The sequence below is a fragment of the Sphingobacterium allocomposti genome (assembly GCF_008124885.1).
Lineage (GTDB): Bacteria > Bacteroidota > Bacteroidia > Sphingobacteriales > Sphingobacteriaceae > Sphingobacterium > Sphingobacterium allocomposti.
Map to the genome: position 1 here is coordinate 15,046 of NZ_VNHX01000019.1, position 16,120 is coordinate 31,165.

General features: G+C 44.4%; 18 protein-coding genes. 14 read left to right on the forward strand and 4 right to left on the reverse strand.

Annotation, left to right across the window (positions count from 1 at the left end; genetic code table 11):
• The first annotated feature begins 4 nt into the window (after positions 1-4).
• The 13 genes from rplR (at position 5) to rplQ (ending at position 7,477) form a co-directional block, all read left to right on the forward strand.
• The gene (gene rplR / locus BC792_RS13320) at positions 5-358 is read left to right on the forward strand and encodes a 50S ribosomal protein L18 (RefSeq protein WP_148909509.1); all 354 of its coding nucleotides are present in this window, start codon (positions 5-7) and stop codon (positions 356-358) included.
• Positions 359-369: 11 nt separating this feature from the next.
• Entirely contained in the window at positions 370-888 is a 519-nt protein-coding gene (gene rpsE, locus BC792_RS13325; RefSeq protein ID WP_148909510.1) for a 30S ribosomal protein S5, read from the forward strand.
• Positions 889-893: 5 nt separating this feature from the next.
• Positions 894-1,073: a 50S ribosomal protein L30 gene (rpmD, locus tag BC792_RS13330; protein WP_028071564.1), complete on the forward strand. Its 180-nt coding sequence runs from the start codon at positions 894-896 to the stop codon at positions 1,071-1,073.
• A 108-nt stretch (positions 1,074-1,181) separates the two neighbouring features.
• Positions 1,182-1,628: a 50S ribosomal protein L15 gene (rplO, locus tag BC792_RS13335; RefSeq protein ID WP_148909511.1), complete on the forward strand. Its 447-nt coding sequence runs from the start codon at positions 1,182-1,184 to the stop codon at positions 1,626-1,628.
• Positions 1,629-1,634: 6 nt separating this feature from the next.
• A complete protein-coding gene (gene secY / locus BC792_RS13340; RefSeq protein ID WP_148909512.1) occupies positions 1,635-2,978 on the forward strand; it encodes a preprotein translocase subunit SecY in 1,344 nt (447 codons plus the stop codon).
• 8 nt (positions 2,979-2,986) lie between these two features.
• Positions 2,987-3,769, forward strand: coding sequence for a type I methionyl aminopeptidase (gene map, locus BC792_RS13345; protein ID WP_148909513.1), 783 nt, complete (start codon positions 2,987-2,989; stop codon positions 3,767-3,769).
• A gap of 73 nt (positions 3,770-3,842) precedes the next feature.
• Positions 3,843-4,061: a translation initiation factor IF-1 gene (gene infA / locus BC792_RS13350; protein WP_002997456.1), complete on the forward strand. Its 219-nt coding sequence runs from the start codon at positions 3,843-3,845 to the stop codon at positions 4,059-4,061.
• A 43-nt stretch (positions 4,062-4,104) separates the two neighbouring features.
• The gene (ykgO, locus tag BC792_RS13355; protein ID WP_013665024.1) at positions 4,105-4,221 is read left to right on the forward strand and encodes a type B 50S ribosomal protein L36; all 117 of its coding nucleotides are present in this window, start codon (positions 4,105-4,107) and stop codon (positions 4,219-4,221) included.
• Positions 4,222-4,249: 28 nt separating this feature from the next.
• Positions 4,250-4,627: a 30S ribosomal protein S13 gene (gene rpsM, locus BC792_RS13360; protein WP_148909514.1), complete on the forward strand. Its 378-nt coding sequence runs from the start codon at positions 4,250-4,252 to the stop codon at positions 4,625-4,627.
• Between the two features lie 10 nt (positions 4,628-4,637).
• Complete coding sequence (rpsK, locus tag BC792_RS13365) at positions 4,638-5,027, forward strand: 30S ribosomal protein S11 (RefSeq protein WP_148909515.1); 390 nt, start codon at positions 4,638-4,640, stop codon at positions 5,025-5,027.
• Between the two features lie 68 nt (positions 5,028-5,095).
• The gene (rpsD, locus tag BC792_RS13370; RefSeq protein WP_148909516.1) at positions 5,096-5,704 is read left to right on the forward strand and encodes a 30S ribosomal protein S4; all 609 of its coding nucleotides are present in this window, start codon (positions 5,096-5,098) and stop codon (positions 5,702-5,704) included.
• Between the two features lie 90 nt (positions 5,705-5,794).
• A complete protein-coding gene (locus BC792_RS13375) occupies positions 5,795-6,787 on the forward strand; it encodes a DNA-directed RNA polymerase subunit alpha (RefSeq protein ID WP_148909517.1) in 993 nt (330 codons plus the stop codon).
• A 141-nt stretch (positions 6,788-6,928) separates the two neighbouring features.
• The gene (rplQ, locus tag BC792_RS13380) at positions 6,929-7,477 is read left to right on the forward strand and encodes a 50S ribosomal protein L17 (RefSeq protein WP_148909518.1); all 549 of its coding nucleotides are present in this window, start codon (positions 6,929-6,931) and stop codon (positions 7,475-7,477) included.
• Between the two features lie 385 nt (positions 7,478-7,862).
• Here rplQ and BC792_RS13385 read toward each other — a convergent pair whose 3' ends face one another.
• The 4 genes from BC792_RS13385 to BC792_RS13400 all read right to left on the reverse strand — a co-directional run bounded on the left by BC792_RS13385 (position 7,863) and on the right by BC792_RS13400 (position 14,699).
• The gene (locus tag BC792_RS13385) at positions 7,863-8,933 is read right to left on the reverse strand and encodes a phytase (RefSeq protein ID WP_148909519.1); all 1,071 of its coding nucleotides are present in this window, start codon (positions 8,931-8,933) and stop codon (positions 7,863-7,865) included.
• 21 nt (positions 8,934-8,954) lie between these two features.
• Positions 8,955-9,956, reverse strand: a complete 1,002-nt coding sequence (locus BC792_RS13390) for a metallophosphoesterase (RefSeq protein ID WP_211357541.1) — start codon at positions 9,954-9,956, stop codon at positions 8,955-8,957.
• Positions 9,957-10,026: 70 nt separating this feature from the next.
• Positions 10,027-12,825: a TonB-dependent receptor gene (locus BC792_RS13395; RefSeq protein WP_148909520.1), complete on the reverse strand. Its 2,799-nt coding sequence runs from the start codon at positions 12,823-12,825 to the stop codon at positions 10,027-10,029.
• Positions 12,826-13,067: 242 nt separating this feature from the next.
• The gene (locus BC792_RS13400; RefSeq protein ID WP_148909521.1) at positions 13,068-14,699 is read right to left on the reverse strand and encodes a tetratricopeptide repeat protein; all 1,632 of its coding nucleotides are present in this window, start codon (positions 14,697-14,699) and stop codon (positions 13,068-13,070) included.
• A 169-nt stretch (positions 14,700-14,868) separates the two neighbouring features.
• Between BC792_RS13400 and BC792_RS13405 the strand changes: the two genes are divergently transcribed.
• Complete coding sequence (locus BC792_RS13405; protein ID WP_148909522.1) at positions 14,869-16,002, forward strand: aspartate aminotransferase family protein; 1,134 nt, start codon at positions 14,869-14,871, stop codon at positions 16,000-16,002.
• Positions 16,003-16,120: the final 118 nt, after the last annotated feature.

A 16,120-nucleotide genomic window follows, 5' to 3' on the forward strand; every position in this document is an offset into this window, starting at 1 on the left:
AACCATGGCAGGAAATAAAACATCTCGCAGAGAGCGAATCAAAAAAGGAATAAGAAAACACCTGACTGGAACAGTTGAGCGTCCACGTTTATCAGTTTTTAGAAGCAATAAAGGTATCTATGCACAAATTATCGATGATGTAAACGGTAAGACTTTAGTGTCTGCATCATCTATTTCCAAGGAGTTCGCTGCAGCAGGTACAAAGGTTGAGCAGTCAAAAGCTGTAGGTAAGCTGGTAGCAGAAAAAGCGGTAGCAGCAGGTATTAGCAAAGTAGTTTTCGACCGTAATGGGTACTTATACCATGGCCGTGTTAAATCATTGGCTGAAGGTGCTCGCGAAGGCGGTTTAGACTTTTAATCAATAAGAACATGGCATTAAGCAATATAAAAAGAGTAAAATCAAGCGAAATTGAATTGAAAGATCGCTTAGTAAGCATCCAACGCGTAGCGAAAGTGACTAAAGGTGGTCGTACTTTCAGTTTCTCAGCTATCGTTGTTGTTGGTGACGAAAACGGTATCGTTGGCTACGGTCTTGGTAAAGCCAAAGAGGTTACGGAGGCAATTACCAAAGGGATCGATGATGCAAAAAAGAACTTAATCAAAGTTCCTGTTATCAACGGTACAGTTCCTCACGAGCAATATGGTAAGTTTTCCGGTGGTCGCGTTTTGGTGCAGCCTGCTGTACACGGTACTGGTGTACTTGCGGGAGGTGCAATGCGCGCTGTATTGGAAAGTGCGGGTATTAAGGACGTATTGGCTAAATCATTAGGATCATCGAACCCTCACAATGTTGTGAAGGCTACAATTGATGCATTAGCTAATCTTCGCGATGCGTACACTGTTGCACACAACCGCGGCGTCGATTTGAACAAAGTATTTAACGGTTAATTATCATGGCAAAAATCAAAATCACCCAGATAAAGAGCGTTATCGACAGAAGCGAGCGCCAAAAGAGAACTATTGAGGCTTTAGGTTTGAAACGTATCAACCACTCAGTAGAAGTCGAAGCTACGCCTGCCATCATCGGTATGGTTAGAAAAGTGAATCACTTGGTAGCTATCGAAACTATTTAATATAATAATAGAAGGATCTACGGATCTTTCTATTCTATTTATTAATTAATTATTCATCGTTACGACCTGTTTAGTGAGAGCGAAGGCGTAACACAATTTTAAAACAAAATGAATTTAAGTAGTTTAAAACCAGCTAAAGGTTCTGTAAAAGGCAAGAAACGTATTGGTAGGGGTCAAGGATCCGGCCGTGGCGGTACATCGACACGTGGTCACAAAGGTGCAGGTTCGCGTTCAGGACATTCCACTAAGATCGGCTTCGAAGGAGGTCAAATGCCTTTGCAGCGCCGTGTCCCTAAATTTGGTTTCAAAAACATTAACCGTGTAGAGTATGTAGGTGTAAACCTGGACGTACTACAAGGTTTGGTTGAGAAACACAATTTAACAGCTATCGATTTCGATATCTTGAAAACTTACGGTTTAGTTTCTAAAAACGATGTAGTGAAAATCTTAGGTCGTGGTGAGTTTTCTGCTAAAGTTGAAGTAAAAGCACATGCGTTTTCTGCTTCAGCTCAAAAAGCTATAGAAGCTGCAGGTGGTTCTATCGTAAAACTTTAATATTACATGAAGAAACTAATCACAACCTTAACCAATATATGGAAAATTGAAGATTTACGTAACCGTATTATTACGACGTTACTACTTCTTCTCATCTACCGTATCGGTTGTCACGTGGTATTGCCAGGTGTCAACCCAGATGCATTAGGAGCAAAGAACAGTGAGGGCAATAGCATATTAGATCTGATCAATATGTTCGCCGGAGGTTCATTCTCTCGTTCGGCAATTTTTGCGCTAGGCGTTATGCCGTACATTTCTGCATCTATCGTTGTTCAGTTATTGGGGATCGCGGTTCCTGCATTTCAGAAGATGCAGAAAGAAGGTGAATCTGGTCGCAAGAAGATGAATCAGATCACACGTTATCTGACATTGGCCATTACCTTGGTTCAGGCAGTAGCGTATGTTAAAACGCAAGTTCCGGCCGAAGCCAAAACGTTGGCGGAACCGATGTTTACTATTCTTTCGGCTATTGTATTGACAGCAGGTACCCTGTTTGTGATGTGGCTTGGTGAAAAAATTACGGATAAAGGTATTGGTAACGGTATCTCGCTGATCATTATGGCGGGTATCATCGCGCAGTTGCCGGCCGGTATCGTAGCAGAGTGGGGATCTCGGATGAGTCCTAGCGGCGGAGGACCTATTCCACTCTTGTTGGAGTTTGTGGCTCTTTTCTTTGTCGTCATCTTTGCTATTTTGGTTGTACAGGGGATCCGTAAGGTGCCTGTGCAATATGCCAAGAAGATCGTTGGCAACAAGCAGGTTGGTGGTGTCCGTCAGTATATTCCGTTGAAGGTTAATGCTGCGGGCGTTATGCCGATCATTTTCGCTCAGGCGATTATGTTCTTACCAATGGCTTTGTCTCAGTTTTTTCCGAATTTACAGTCTGAGTTTTTAACTTCATTAAGCAACTATACGTCAGTCGCGTACAATGTGACTTTTGCGTTGCTGATCATTGCGTTCACGTTCTTTTATACCGCTATCATGGTGAATCCCCAACAGATGTCGGAGGATATGAAAAAGAACGGCGGATTCATTCCCGGCATTAAGCCTGGTTACGACACGAACATATTTATCGACAACGTGATCTCGCGCATTACTTTTCCAGGTGCCATCTTTATAGCGATTATCGCTATTATGCCGGCCTTGGCAAGTAAGTTAGGTGTAAACAACCAGTTTGCGCACTTTTACGGAGGTACATCGTTATTGATTTTGGTTGGTGTGGTTTTAGATACGCTTCAGCAGATCGAGAGCCATTTATTGATGCGTCATTATGACGGATTGATGAAAACGGGAAGAGTGAAGGGGCGTTCGACGGCCACGGTAGAAGGTATGGATCAATCAGCGATTTAAACGGATTAATGTCTAAAGTTTATTATAAAACCGAAGAACAAATCGAGCAAATACGAGAGTCTGCTAATGTACTCTCGTTATTGCTTGGTGAGATTGCCAGAGAAATTAAACCTGGAATCACGACACTTTCTCTCGACAAGTTAGCCTATGATTTTATTCACGATCATGGCGGAACTCCTGCGTTTTTAAATTACCATGGTTTTCCTTTTTCGCTCTGTATCTCAGTTAACGATCAGATCGTTCATGGTTTTCCGGGCGATTATGTGATCAAGGATGGAGACTTGGTGTCTGTCGACGGTGGCGTCAACTTAAATGGTTTTATCAGTGACTCGGCATATACGTTTGGCGTGGGAGAGATTTCGCCGGAGGCCCAGCAGCTTTTGGATGTTACTAAGGCCTCATTGTTCAAAGGAATCGAACAGGCGGTGGCAGGAAAGCGGATAGGCGATATCTCGTCGGCTATCCAAGAGCATGTGGCTCCGTATAATTACGGCATAGTCAGAGAGCTGGTTGGCCATGGTGTTGGTTTACACCTGCACGAAAAGCCCGAGGTGCCAAATTATGGCAGACGGGGCACCGGTCCGAAATTGGAGACCGGTTTGGTTATCTGTATAGAGCCAATGATTAATGCAGGTAAAGCCGGCGTGAAGTTTTGGGACGACGGGTGGACCGTGAGTACCGTAGATGGGAAGCTATCTGCGCATTTCGAACAGATGGTAGCCATCCGCAAAGGGGAGCCCGACGTTTTGCTAACGTTCGAGCACGTAGAGAAAGTTTTGGATAAAAAGTAGTTGGGTTTCAATATTTTTTATTTATCTTTGCACTCCTGTTTGTGCAGGCTAAATGTAAATTAAGTTAGAGCATATGGCTAAACAAGCCTCAATAGAACAAGACGGTATAATTAGAGAAGCGCTTTCAAACGCTATGTTCCGCGTAGAATTGGAAAATGGTCATGAGATTATTGCTCATATCTCTGGCAAGATGCGTATGCATTACATCAAGATTCTTCCGGGGGACAAAGTGAAATTGGAAATGTCTCCTTATGATTTAACAAAAGGAAGGATTACATATCGCTACAAGTAACGGTGTGTTTTCTTGGTATAACTAGCTTTTAAATATTATTACAATGAAAGTAAGAGCATCAATAAAAAAACGTAGCGCGGACTGCAAGATCATCCGTCGCAAAGGAAAGGTTTTTGTAATCAACAAAAAGAACCCTAAGTTTAAACAACGTCAAGGGTAGTTATTAACATAATCGCTTAAAGTATTATATGGCAAGAATAGCAGGTATAGATTTACCTAAAAACAAAAGAGGCGTTATAGGCCTTACCTATATTTTCGGTATCGGTCGTGCTACTGCTGCTTATATCTTGGATAAAGCAGGTATCAGTGAGGACGTTAAGGTGTCTGAATGGAATGATGATCAATTGACAGCTATTCGTAACATCATTAACGATGAGATCAAAGTTGAAGGTGCTTTACGTTCTGAAGTTCAATTGAACATTAAACGCTTGATGGATATTGGTTGTTACCGCGGCCTACGTCACCGTAAGCACTTACCTGTTCGTGGTCAACGTACGAAAAACAACTCCCGTACCCGTAAAGGTAAGCGTAAAACAGTTGCAAACAAGAAAAAAGCTACTAAATAATAATTAAGAAATGGCTAAAAGTAAAAAGGTTACTAAGAAGCGTATCGTCGTTATTGAGCCTGTAGGTCAAGCTCATATCAACGCTACCTTTAACAACATTATTGTTACGTTGACAAATAATCAAGGTCAAACTATTTCATGGTCTTCGGCTGGAAAAATGGGCTTCAGAGGTTCTAAGAAGAACACTCCATATGCAGCATCTCAAGCAGCTGGCGATTGTGGTAAAGTAGCCTACGATCTTGGTTTGCGTAAAGTTGAGGTTTTTGTGAAAGGACCTGGTGCAGGACGTGAGTCAGCGATCCGTACATTGCAAACTGTTGGGATCGATGTGACAACTATTAAGGATATCACTCCACTTCCACACAACGGTTGTCGTCCTCCAAAACGCAGAAGAGTTTAATAATATTTATTGTTTAAGATAAGATTCGTCAGCTATAGGCTGATAGATACTTCAAACAGAACGAAAAAATGGCAAGATATACCGGACCTAAGTCCAAAATAGCTCGTAAATTCAGAGAACCAATTTTTGGTCCAGATAAAGCATTAGAGAAAAAAAATTATCCTCCGGGACAACATGGTCCCTCAAAAAGAAGAGGTAAACAATCTGAATATGCTGTTCAGTTGTTAGAAAAGCAAAAGGCAAAATATACATACGGTGTGTTGGAGCGTCAGTTCCGTACATTGTTTGGTAAGGCGTCTGCAAAACAAGGTATCACGGGAGAGAACTTCCTGAAATTGTTGGAAGCTCGTTTGGATAATGTGGTTTACCGTTTAGGTATTGCACCTACCCGTGCAGCAGCGCGCCAGTTGGTTTCCCATAAGCATATTACTGTTAACGGCGAAGTTGTTAACATCCCATCATATAGCCTACGTCCCGGTGATGTAGTGTCTGTCCGTGAGCGTTCAAGAACGTTGGAAGCTATCACGGCTTCTGTAGAAGGCAGAAAGATCAACAAATTCAGTTGGTTGGAGTGGAACGCGAACGAATTAACAGGAACCTTTGTTTCTTTCCCTGAGAGAGCTGATATTCCTGAAAACATTAAAGAGAATTTAATCGTAGAGTTGTACTCTAAATAATAATTAATAGAGATAAGCGTGTGCTAAAACAGTGCATGCTTATCTCTGTTATATTTTACGTTATTAATAAAAACTTTTAAAAAGAAATAAATGGCAATTTTAGCATTTCAAAGACCGGATAAAGTTATCATGCAAAAATCGACTGATTTTGATGGTACTTTCGAATTTCGTCCATTAGAGCCAGGTTTTGGTGTAACTATTGGTAATGCTTTGCGCCGTATTTTATTGTCCTCACTTGAAGGATATGCAATTACGTCGGTAAGGTTTTCAGGCGTTTCGCACGAATTCTCTACTATCAAAGGTGTGGTTGAAGATGTTACGGAGATCATCCTGAACTTGAAACAGGTGCGTTTTAAAAAGACAGGTGAACAGGGTGACAATGAAAAGATCTTTGTAGTAATCAATGGTCAGGAACAATTCAAAGCCGGTGACATTACTAAGTTCTCGAATAACTTCACGGTATTAAATCCTGACTTAGTTATCTGCAATATGGATAGCAGCGTAACTATCGAAGTGGAATTATCTGTAGCCAAAGGACGCGGTTATGTAAATGCTGAAGAGAATAAAGTTGCTGATGGCCCTGTAGGGGTAATCGCCGTCGACTCCATCTACACGCCTATTAAAAATGTAAAATATACAATCGAGAACTATCGTGTTGAGCAAAAAACGGATTACGAGAAGTTATTGCTTGATATTTCTACCGATGGCTCTATTCATCCTGAAGAAGCTTTGAAAGAAGCTGCCAAAATTCTGATTCAGCACTTTATGTTGTTCTCTGACGAGAACATGCTGTTGGAATCGCAGACGAAAGAAGAGACAAAAGTTGTTGATGAAGAGATTTTACATATGCGTAAAATTCTGAAAACAGAGTTGGTGGATCTAGATCTTTCTGTACGCGCATTGAACTGCCTGAAAGCTGCGGATATCCGTACGTTGGCGGAGCTTGTTACATACGATGTGGCAGACATGTTGAAGTTCCGTAACTTCGGTAAGAAGTCGTTGAGCGAAATCCAGGAGCTAGTGAAGTCAAAAGGATTGTCTTTTGGGATGAATTTAGCTAAGTATAAATTAGACGAAGAATAAAACTAGTAACAAAATAAGCGACCTGTTGCGTAATTCCTCGAACGAAGTCGTAAGTCAGAAAATAGAAGTCAGCGATTTTTCTCACTTCATCCTTCTTACTTCTAACTTCCGCGAACGGTACGCACAAAAAACAACAAAAAAATGAGACACGGAAAAAAAGTAAATCACTTAGGCCGCACTGACAGTCACCGTAAGGCGATGTTGGCTAATATGGCGACTTCATTAATCAAACACAAACGTATTACAACAACGTTGGCGAAAGCAAAGGCGTTGCGTACATATGTTGAGCCGTTGATCACGAAATCAAAAAATGATACGACGCATTCACGTCGTACCGTATTTGCGTATTTGAAGGACAAAGAAGCCGTTACGATTCTGTTCCGCGAGATATCGGAAAAGGTAGCGTCACGTCCAGGTGGCTACACACGTATTATCAAGTTGGAAAACCGTCTAGGAGACAACGCTGAGATGGCGTTTGTTGAATTGGTAGACTATAACGAAGTATACGGTAAAACAGCGAAAACAGAGAAGAAGTCTACGCGTCGTCGTGGCGGTGCTAAAAAGAAGGCTGCTGAAACTGCTGCTGTAGAAGCGGCCGAAGAAGTGAAGGCCGAAGAAACTCCGGTGGCAGAGGAAACACCTGCGACTGAAGCTCCAGAAGCTCCAGCTACGGAAGAGAAAAAAGATTAATTGAGATCTTGTCAATGATATAGCCGTCCTCAAAAGGGACGGCTTTTCTATTTTTGTAGGGCCGGCGCGGTTTCGGCAGATGGAATCGCGGTACTATTTTAATTCGACCCTGACGGGGTCGTATCCGTCCCAACACGTATAGGCTATACACATCGGGCCGCTTCGAGGTCATTTTTATCGAACTGAGGTTCTGAAGTCTTCACGCTCACCGAAATTGACCGAATGTCGTTGGTGTGCGCTTACCGTTATCCTGAAGGACTTGAGGAAACAACACAGCCCGTAGTGGCCAAAGGGCTATTACGGGCTGTGTGGGATTATCCGCTGTATTGCGCGGCGACAGCGTGGCGCTTGCCGCAGTACGTATCCGAAGGATCGGACATCTTCATTATTTTTTTTCAGGAGCAGGATTCTGATCGATCCAATCCTGCAATAACCGCCAATCGTACAGCTGGAAAACCTTCCCGTTGCTCATGGCAACAAACATACCCATCGGAAACTTATCGCCTAATGCTACGGATGTGGCATCTGCGCCGTCGCACTCTATGCTCGACAGCGGGATGTCAGCGATGAGGGTATGTGCATGAGGATCATTTTCTTCGCCTTCCCGTTTGTATACCAGGAACGTGTTGTTCTGCTGGTTTGAAACGAGAATATACCCCGTTTCCCTATCTTTCTTATAGAGTGCGATGCCTTCGTGATCACGTTTGGCATCATGCTGTCCAAAAAAGGCAAGTTCCTCATTCCCTTTGTCCGGATCGGCATGGTACTTACGTATGCCGGCGGTTTCATCCGAGTAATAAACGTAACCCAACTCGTTGTCCACCGCGATGGCTTCTATCTCTTTCTTGCCGCTGTAGGCACCAAATTTGCGGATGACTTCTGCTTTCACGCTTCCGTCTGTGTCCGCCTGTAGTTTATATTGCCATAGATAGCTTCCCGAAGGTCCCGACTTCCTGCCGACGATGGCATGTATCTCGTTGGATGCCGAGTCAATTTGTTTCGTATACAGCGCTATACCCATGCCGTCCCGTTCTTCTTCTCCTTCGAAGATGGGAATGCCTCCATTATCTATGGGCTTTAAGTGGGGCAGTGCAAATACACGCATGGTTTGGGTTTTTCGTTCGGTGGCCACCGCTATGTCGGTTTTCACGCCATTGATCAATAGCCCATAGGCCACGTCTACGTTGTTGGGGCGTTGCATGCCTAGAAATTTGGTAACGACCTTTCCTTCTAAATCGTATACGTAAAGTCCGCCGCCCACTTCCTTGTCCGTGCCGATAACCAAGCTTTTGGATGCGTCTTCCGGATGGATCCAGATCGCAGGGTCGTCGGTGTCGTTTTCGGTTGGTTCTGTAATGAGGGTCGGTGGAATGGCGTTATCCGCCACCGGTGCTAATCCGCTCTGACATGAGGTCACTAATAGGACTAACGCGGGCCAGAAAAATAGTTTCTTCATTGTTATATGTGTTTGGTGATGTTATTTTGTTACTTCATATTTATACAATACGGTCGCCCCTATCTTATCGGCGCGGACAGTCTGCACGAGCATTTTGCTACCTAGGATAGAAAACGTCATAAAACCCGGTTCGGCGGCAGAAAATATTGTTCCTTCTCGACGCCCTGTTTCACGTACTTCGCTGGCTGCTCCCGAAAGGAATTGTGTAGTAAAGCGGCCTTTAGGCTTGATAATCTGTAAATCGTGTTCATGGCCACAGATATAGGCATCAACCCGGTATTCGTCAAATAAGTCAGCAAATCTTTTCTCAAATAGTTTGGTATCGTCACTATCTTTCCGTTTCCCTCCGGAATACAACGGGTGGTGCCCTACGACAATCTTCCATTTTACCTGTGGGTCGTCTGTTTTTAGCTGTTCGACGAGCCATTTGGTTTGTTTCGCAGTGTCCTGTTCTGCTAAGCCGTTATATTTTTCAGGGCTGTTATGATAGCTCTCAATATAGGGATTGGTATCCATAACAATTAAAAGCATCTTCTCGTTGCCGTTTATTTCAAACGTTTTGCTATAGTATCGCGCGGGCATATTCCATCGTCTGCTTACATTGGAGTAGTCGATCTGCGCTTGTACATTCCCTCGATAGTCGTGGTTACCTAGGGCTACGTACCAATCGCGATACAGGCTAGGGTCTTTATAAACAGACTCGAACGATGAGATCCAGTGATAATCCGCTACGCTTGCTACGCCATTAGGGTAGAAGTTATCGCCCACGGAAACGATAAATTCAGCGTCAAATACAATGGTGGCATGGCCTAGTTCGCGTGCTACATCTTGTTGGTAGTAGTCGCCTACACGGCCGAAATCGCCCAAGACTAAAAAACTGTAGCTGTCTTCCAGATAGGTCAAATCGGGAATATTGTTGCCTTTGTAACCTGTTTGCTTCTCGAATTCAAACGGAATTACCTGTCCGTATACGAAGAACAGGTTGAGCGAGATTATAATCGCTAAAAGTAATTTTTTCATCATGCTTTATTTATGTCAAAAACCAACAAAGACGATTCTTTGCTGGTTTTTGACTTGTACAATAATCGAGTTATTATAAGTCAAATTTCACTCCTAAGTTAAAGCGAGGGCGATAGTATTCCAGTTGCATAGTGCGTTCTTTGCTCCCTTGATAGTAGCGTAGGGGCTGGTTCGTTAAGTTGTTTGCTTCACCGAAAATCCGGAACTGCTTTGTAATCTTATAGGATGCATTAGCGTCTAGGAAGAATTGACGGTCGTAGTATGCATCATAGAACGAAGATTCTGTGATTTCATCCAAGTACGCCGCGGTGTAGTTTGCCGATACCCTTGCCGAGAATTTGCTGTTTTCCCAAGACAACGAGCCGTTCAGCATGTGTGGTGCTGTCTTTGGTAAACCGAGACCTTCTCTTTCGTCGCCATCCTCACTGGTGATGCCTTTCGCTACCGAATGGGTGTAGGTGTAGTTTGCGTAGATGCCAAAGCCTTTTAGGAATTTTCCTGGAAGAAAATCCAATTGACGTTGAAACGCTACCTCCGCGCCGTATACATCTACTTTGTCCCCATTGCGGTGTTGTACGAAAGACCATTGTCCGCTGCTGCCTGCTGGAATGGGGTTGCTTACGTTCGGGAAGTCTGCCGCGAATTTCTCGTGGCTATAGTTTGGGTCATTGTAAGTATAAATAAAGTTGCTCAGGTTTTTGTAGAAGAGACCGCCGGAAACCAAACCGATGTTTTGGAAATAATTCTCCAGCATCAAATCGAAGTTGGTCGCGTAAGTTGCTTTCAAATCCGGATTACCGGCTACAATTTCAAAATCGCCGGGCATGGAGCTAACGAATGGAGCCAGCGCATAGTAATTCGGGCGGGCTAAGCTGGTGGTTACTGCCGCGCGGATGATGAAGTCTTTGGTCACATCGTGACGCAGTGTCAAGCTAGGTAGCACATTGATGTAATCATTCTTGTTGTTGATTTGGCCAAGCAGTTCTTCCTCGTCCTGCACGTAATTACCGGTGTAGTCGATCTTAGTGTATTCCACACGGGCACCGACGATCATGGATGTTTTCTCGGTGAAGTTCTGATCCCAACGAACATAGCCTGCATATATCTGCTCCTTGGCATGGTAGTTCTCTGCTAGGTACTCGTCAGGGACGGTTTCTTGCTCAAACAAGGAAGTGTTGTTAAGATCCAGTCCGCCTAGGTATTTTTTATCGACGAAAGCGCCCGGATTATATTGGTTTCCTTGAGCAAAGGTAAGATTTGACCAATCTTCCATTGGTAAAGTGTTCATCCCTCCGAAATCTTCCGTTGGGGTATAAGAGTAGAAAATGTTATCTCTTTTCTTGTTTTTGAGACGTATCCGCGCACCGAAGCGGAATCTGCCTTTTTGATCGGCGATGACACTTAAAGGCACCCGGAAATTGATTTTCGCGCCAAACTCATCTTCTTCTGTATAGTCTTGATTATCGGTTAACTCACGGAAGCCGAATTGTGAATAATCGTGGTAGGTATCTGTAATGAAAGGCTTGCGGGGGTCGGATAAATCTTGGTTGAGGACTACGTCACCTTGATCATATTCAATATAGCGCTCATTCGGACGATCTTCCGAAGCTTTGGAGTAAGAAGCGGCCCAATCCATGTCGAGTTTAGGGCTCAAAAGGTGCTCACCACGTAGGGAAAAGTTCAGTACTTTTTGACGCTCCAGACGCGTGTTTTTATTGCTATTGTCGCCAATACCGCCTTTTGTTTGCCGACGAATATCGCCCACATAAGCCTGCTCGTCTTCATTCCACTCTATTCCTCTGTAGCGCGCGCGGTAGCGGTTCTCGCGATCGTCGCGCCAGTTATATATCGCATTTAACTCCAAGCGGTGTCTGGAGTTGAATGCGTAATCGGTAGCCAAGGAGAAACTGCGGCGGATACGCTGTACATCGTATTTACGGATATCCATTTCTTCCACAAAGGTTCTTCCGCCATCTTCTTCCCAAACAGCCTCGATGTTATCAGAACCGAAATTTTGCGTTTGGATGGTACCACTTAATACAACGCCGAGTTTGTTATCTGCGAATCGATTACCGTACACGAGTGATCCATTATAGATGCCCTGTTCGCGGATTGGCATGTATCCACCGCCTAAGGTAGCGGAGATACGTTGTTTATTCGGCACTGCCCGGGTAATCAGGTTTACTGAGCCCCCAATAGCGTCAGCATCCATATCCGGTGTTAGGGTTTTATTGACCTCAATCGTCGAGATCATATCCGAAGGGATGAGATCCATCTGTACGTTCCGGTTATCGCCTTCAGCCGATGGAATACGGTCGCCGTTCAGGGTTACGGAGTTCAGTTCGGGTGATAGACCGCGTATGATGATGTTGCGTGCTTCCCCTTGGTCGTTTTGCATCGTGATACCAGGGACACGTTTCAATGCATCACCGATATTCTGGTCAGGAAAACGTCCAACTTGATCGCTCGAGATGATGTTGGTGATATTGCCGTTATTTTTCTGCTGGTTTAAGGCTCTGGCCTGTCCCTTGGCGATATCTCCCATGACGCTGACTTCCCCGATGGTCTGGGTGGAGGGAGATAGCAGAACTTCTAATTGCTCTTGCTTACCGTTCACGGAAATCTGCATGGTGTACGTTTGATATCCCATATAGTTTACGCTGAGGGTATAAGTGCCCGCAGGAAGATTCAAAAACTCGAAATCGCCAGTAACATTCGAGACCGTGTGGCGGTTGCCTTGCTCTAGACGGAGGGTAGCTCCCGGTAAAGAAAAGCGATCGGAAGCATCCATGACCTTACCTTTCAGGATTGTTGTCTGCGCATAAGATGCAGAGCAGCATAATAATAGCAGAATGGTGTAAATAAGTTTCATAAAGAATTGTTTGATGTGTTGCACATAACGTTAGTTAATACTTCGACAAAGGTTAAAGACCTTGCCGGCAATCACAATTTTCTGCCGTAAACAAAACATTAACACCTTCTTTTGGATCATATACAACATGGCAACATAACGTCTTTGGGGTTTCATAAACGATTGTTTATGAGTGATTTGTCTTATTGACTTTTAGCCATTAAGTTTGTGTTAAGTAAAAGCAGCGCTGCGTTGAGCGGAAGTTAAAGATCCTGGATAAATGCGCTTAAGCTTTTTCCTTCCGGAAGATCGAGCTTTTTTCGCAGCCGGTACCGGGCGATTCGAAGGCTATCTTGTGATATGCCAAGCATCGTTGATATGTCGGCCGAACTCAGGTTCATTTTTAACAAGGCGGCTAGTCGCAGGTCGGCCGAACTTAGTTTGCTGCAGTGTTCCTTTAGGCCATCGAAGAAATGTTCGTGCACACGTTCAAAAACAACACGGAAGTCTTCCCAGTTTTTGTCCTGGTTGTGGTTGAGCTGGAGGAGATTCAAAAGTTGTTTTAGTTCTTTACGCTGATCTCTCTTGTCGCTTTTCACGATTTCGCTGAGTTTTTCCTTTAGCTCTTCGAGTAGTTGATTCTTCTGGATCAGGTGGAGGGTGTGGCTTGTCAGCTCTTTGCTTTTGAGCTCTAATTCGTTGCGGAGGTTTTCAGCTTTCAGCTGCTTGTTATAGAGGTCGGTCTCCATCGCGATCTTCTGTGTCTCGTAGAGCTTCTGGTTTTGCTCATTAAGCTTGCGTTCGTTTGCAATTTTTAACCGCTGCCGGCTGATGATGCTCAGGCCTAAGAATAATAAGAGCAGGACAATCGCCGCGCCGAACAGTAATAGGGTAAAGTGTATTCGCCGTTCCCGTTCGTATTGTGTAATTGCGTCTTCTTTCTGTTCAAGTTCAAATAAGGTCTGCAGTATCGTCAGCTGTTTGGCATTATCTTCCGAGAATATATCGGCATGTATATTCCTGCCGGCCTCACTGTAGTGGTAGGCGCTGTCGTGTTGCCCCATCAGGGAAAATATTTTGGCGAGATCGCGGTAGGCGCTGGCCAGCTGATAATGCTCGTTCATCCGTTTTGCTAGAGAGGCCGCCTGGCGCGTATAGCGTAAGGCGGTGTTGTATTCGCCTGTTTTTCGATAGATGTCGCCCATATTGTTGGTGATTTCGATATGGAGCGTCTTATCATCTGTCTTCATGGCAATTTCCAGCGCTCTGCTGAAGTACAAACGGGCCGAGTCCAGCTGAAGCTTATCTTCATAGATGCTACCGATATTTTCATGGATTTTGGCGGCAAGGGCCGAATCATTTTTCTCGTCCAGTTGGGCCAGTGCCATATGCTGGTAGTGTTTAGCCTCTTCAAGGTTGCCGTTTTTCTCGTGCACCTGTCCGATATGTGCGAGGGCATCGGCGATACCTTCCTGTGCGTCGGCCGACTTATATAAAGTAAGCCCCTGTTCGAAGGCCTCCAGGGACGAAGGATATTGTTTGTTATGAAACCTCGTTTCGCCGATTTTAATCCATATCGCGGCCAGTTCCGCTATCTGGTTTTGTTTTCTAAATAGCGATTCGGCCCGATAAAAGTTGTCAAGCGCCTGTAGATAGGCCGCCTGAAAATAGTATAATTCGCCGATCTGCCCGTAGCAGACAGCGGCCTGGCAGTCGTTGTCATCCGCTAAAGCGGCATGGAGCGTCCGTCTTATCTGCTTAAATGCCATATCCGGATTTTCACGCATCGATTCCCGCGACAGCGGCGCATAGGACGTGCTTTTCTGGGCAAAAAGCAGATTGCCCACACACAACAGGAGTATCGGAAGAAATAAATATCGGGATAAAATAGCCATATTAAAATTGTGTCCTGTATCAGATGGAGGTAATAGCTTTAAAAGTAAAAGGCTGATATGATCTTAGTGTTATGTAGGTGTTAATTTAATATTTAATGGTGTTAACTATGGCCACCTTGCTGTTTTTTAGCCGCTCTTCGTTATCTTTGCTAGCAATCATTTAATTTACATGGATTTATTTAACGTCTATCCAATCAATCCCATCAATATTGTTAGAGCGGAGGGGTCTACAGTCTGGGATAGCCAAGGTAACGAATACCTTGATCTGTATGGTGGTCACGCGGTGATTTCTATTGGACACACGCATCCACATTATGTTGAAGCATTGACGTCGCAATTGAACCGAATTGGTTTTTATTCGAATTCGGTTGAGATTCCGATTCAGAAGCAATTTGCCCAGCTGTTGGGGGAAGTGTCGGGTAAGGAAGCGTATACGCTCTTTCTTTGTAACTCGGGTGCTGAAGCAAACGAGAACGCGCTGAAACTGGCGTCTTTCCATAATAAGCGAAAAAAGGTTATTGCCTTTACGAAAGCGTTCCATGGGCGCACATCGTTAGCTGTGGCGGCGACTGACAATCGGAATATCGTGGCTCCGGTCAATGAGACCGATAACGTGTCGTTTTTGCCGTTTAACGATGAGGAAGCCTTAACAAGAGCCTTTGAGGAATATGGCCATCTGGTGTCGTCGGTCATCATTGAGGGCATTCAAGGGGTAGGAGGAATACGCGAAGCCTCCGTGTCGTTTTTGCGACTGATCCGTCGTTTATGTGATCAATACGGTGCTGTATTTATCGCCGATTCTGTGCAGTGCGGATACGGCCGTACCGGCAATTTCTTTTCACATGATTACGCCGGTGTGGATGCCGACATCTATACGATGGCTAAAGGTATGGGAAACGGTTTTCCGATCGGGGGAATCGCAATTTCTCCAACGTTTCAAGCGTCATTTGGTATGTTGGGAACAACGTTTGGCGGAAATCATTTAGCTTGTGCCGCCGGTATAGCAGTATTGGATGTTATTAAACAGGAAAACCTATTGGATAATGCGAAGGCGGTGGGCGAATACCTTATTCAGGAGCTGAACAAATTTGAGCGCGTGCTGGAAGTCAGAGGACGTGGGCTGATGATCGGTATCGAGCTTCCTGAAGAATTAGGAAGCGTTAAGAAAGACCTCCTCGTTAAGAATCGCATATTCACGGGCGAGGCAAAGCCGAACGTCATCCGCATCTTGCCGGCGCTCAATATCACGAAGGAGATAGCGGATAGATTTTTGACCGCGCTTGATGAGCGGCTGAAGGGATAAGGACGTTTTACTTTTGCTTTTTACTTTGAAATATCACTCGTGTTCCAGCCACAAAAACACAAGAATATTCCATAGGGCAATCGAAAATCAGAATGCGAAGCATTCACCAATACAGTTG

Bases quoted from the DNA above. Each gene is read 5' to 3' on its own strand.
- rplR (WP_148909509.1), top strand. From the start codon at position 5: ATGGCAGGAAATAAAACATCTCGCAGAGAGCGAATCAAAAAAGGAATA.
- rpsE (WP_148909510.1), top strand. From the start codon at position 370: ATGGCATTAAGCAATATAAAAAGAGTAAAATCAAGCGAAATTGAATTG.
- rpmD (WP_028071564.1), top strand. From the start codon at position 894: ATGGCAAAAATCAAAATCACCCAGATAAAGAGCGTTATCGACAGAAGC.
- rplO (WP_148909511.1), top strand. From the start codon at position 1,182: ATGAATTTAAGTAGTTTAAAACCAGCTAAAGGTTCTGTAAAAGGCAAG.
- secY (WP_148909512.1), top strand. From the start codon at position 1,635: ATGAAGAAACTAATCACAACCTTAACCAATATATGGAAAATTGAAGAT.
- map (WP_148909513.1), top strand. From the start codon at position 2,987: ATGTCTAAAGTTTATTATAAAACCGAAGAACAAATCGAGCAAATACGA.
- infA (WP_002997456.1), top strand. From the start codon at position 3,843: ATGGCTAAACAAGCCTCAATAGAACAAGACGGTATAATTAGAGAAGCG.
- ykgO (WP_013665024.1), top strand. From the start codon at position 4,105: ATGAAAGTAAGAGCATCAATAAAAAAACGTAGCGCGGACTGCAAGATC.
- rpsM (WP_148909514.1), top strand. From the start codon at position 4,250: ATGGCAAGAATAGCAGGTATAGATTTACCTAAAAACAAAAGAGGCGTT.
- rpsK (WP_148909515.1), top strand. From the start codon at position 4,638: ATGGCTAAAAGTAAAAAGGTTACTAAGAAGCGTATCGTCGTTATTGAG.
- rpsD (WP_148909516.1), top strand. From the start codon at position 5,096: ATGGCAAGATATACCGGACCTAAGTCCAAAATAGCTCGTAAATTCAGA.
- BC792_RS13375 (WP_148909517.1), top strand. From the start codon at position 5,795: ATGGCAATTTTAGCATTTCAAAGACCGGATAAAGTTATCATGCAAAAA.
- rplQ (WP_148909518.1), top strand. From the start codon at position 6,929: ATGAGACACGGAAAAAAAGTAAATCACTTAGGCCGCACTGACAGTCAC.
- BC792_RS13385 (WP_148909519.1), bottom strand. From the start codon at position 8,933: ATGAAGAAACTATTTTTCTGGCCCGCGTTAGTCCTATTAGTGACCTCA.
- BC792_RS13390 (WP_211357541.1), bottom strand. From the start codon at position 9,956: ATGATGAAAAAATTACTTTTAGCGATTATAATCTCGCTCAACCTGTTC.
- BC792_RS13395 (WP_148909520.1), bottom strand. From the start codon at position 12,825: ATGAAACTTATTTACACCATTCTGCTATTATTATGCTGCTCTGCATCT.
- BC792_RS13400 (WP_148909521.1), bottom strand. From the start codon at position 14,699: ATGGCTATTTTATCCCGATATTTATTTCTTCCGATACTCCTGTTGTGT.
- BC792_RS13405 (WP_148909522.1), top strand. From the start codon at position 14,869: ATGGATTTATTTAACGTCTATCCAATCAATCCCATCAATATTGTTAGA.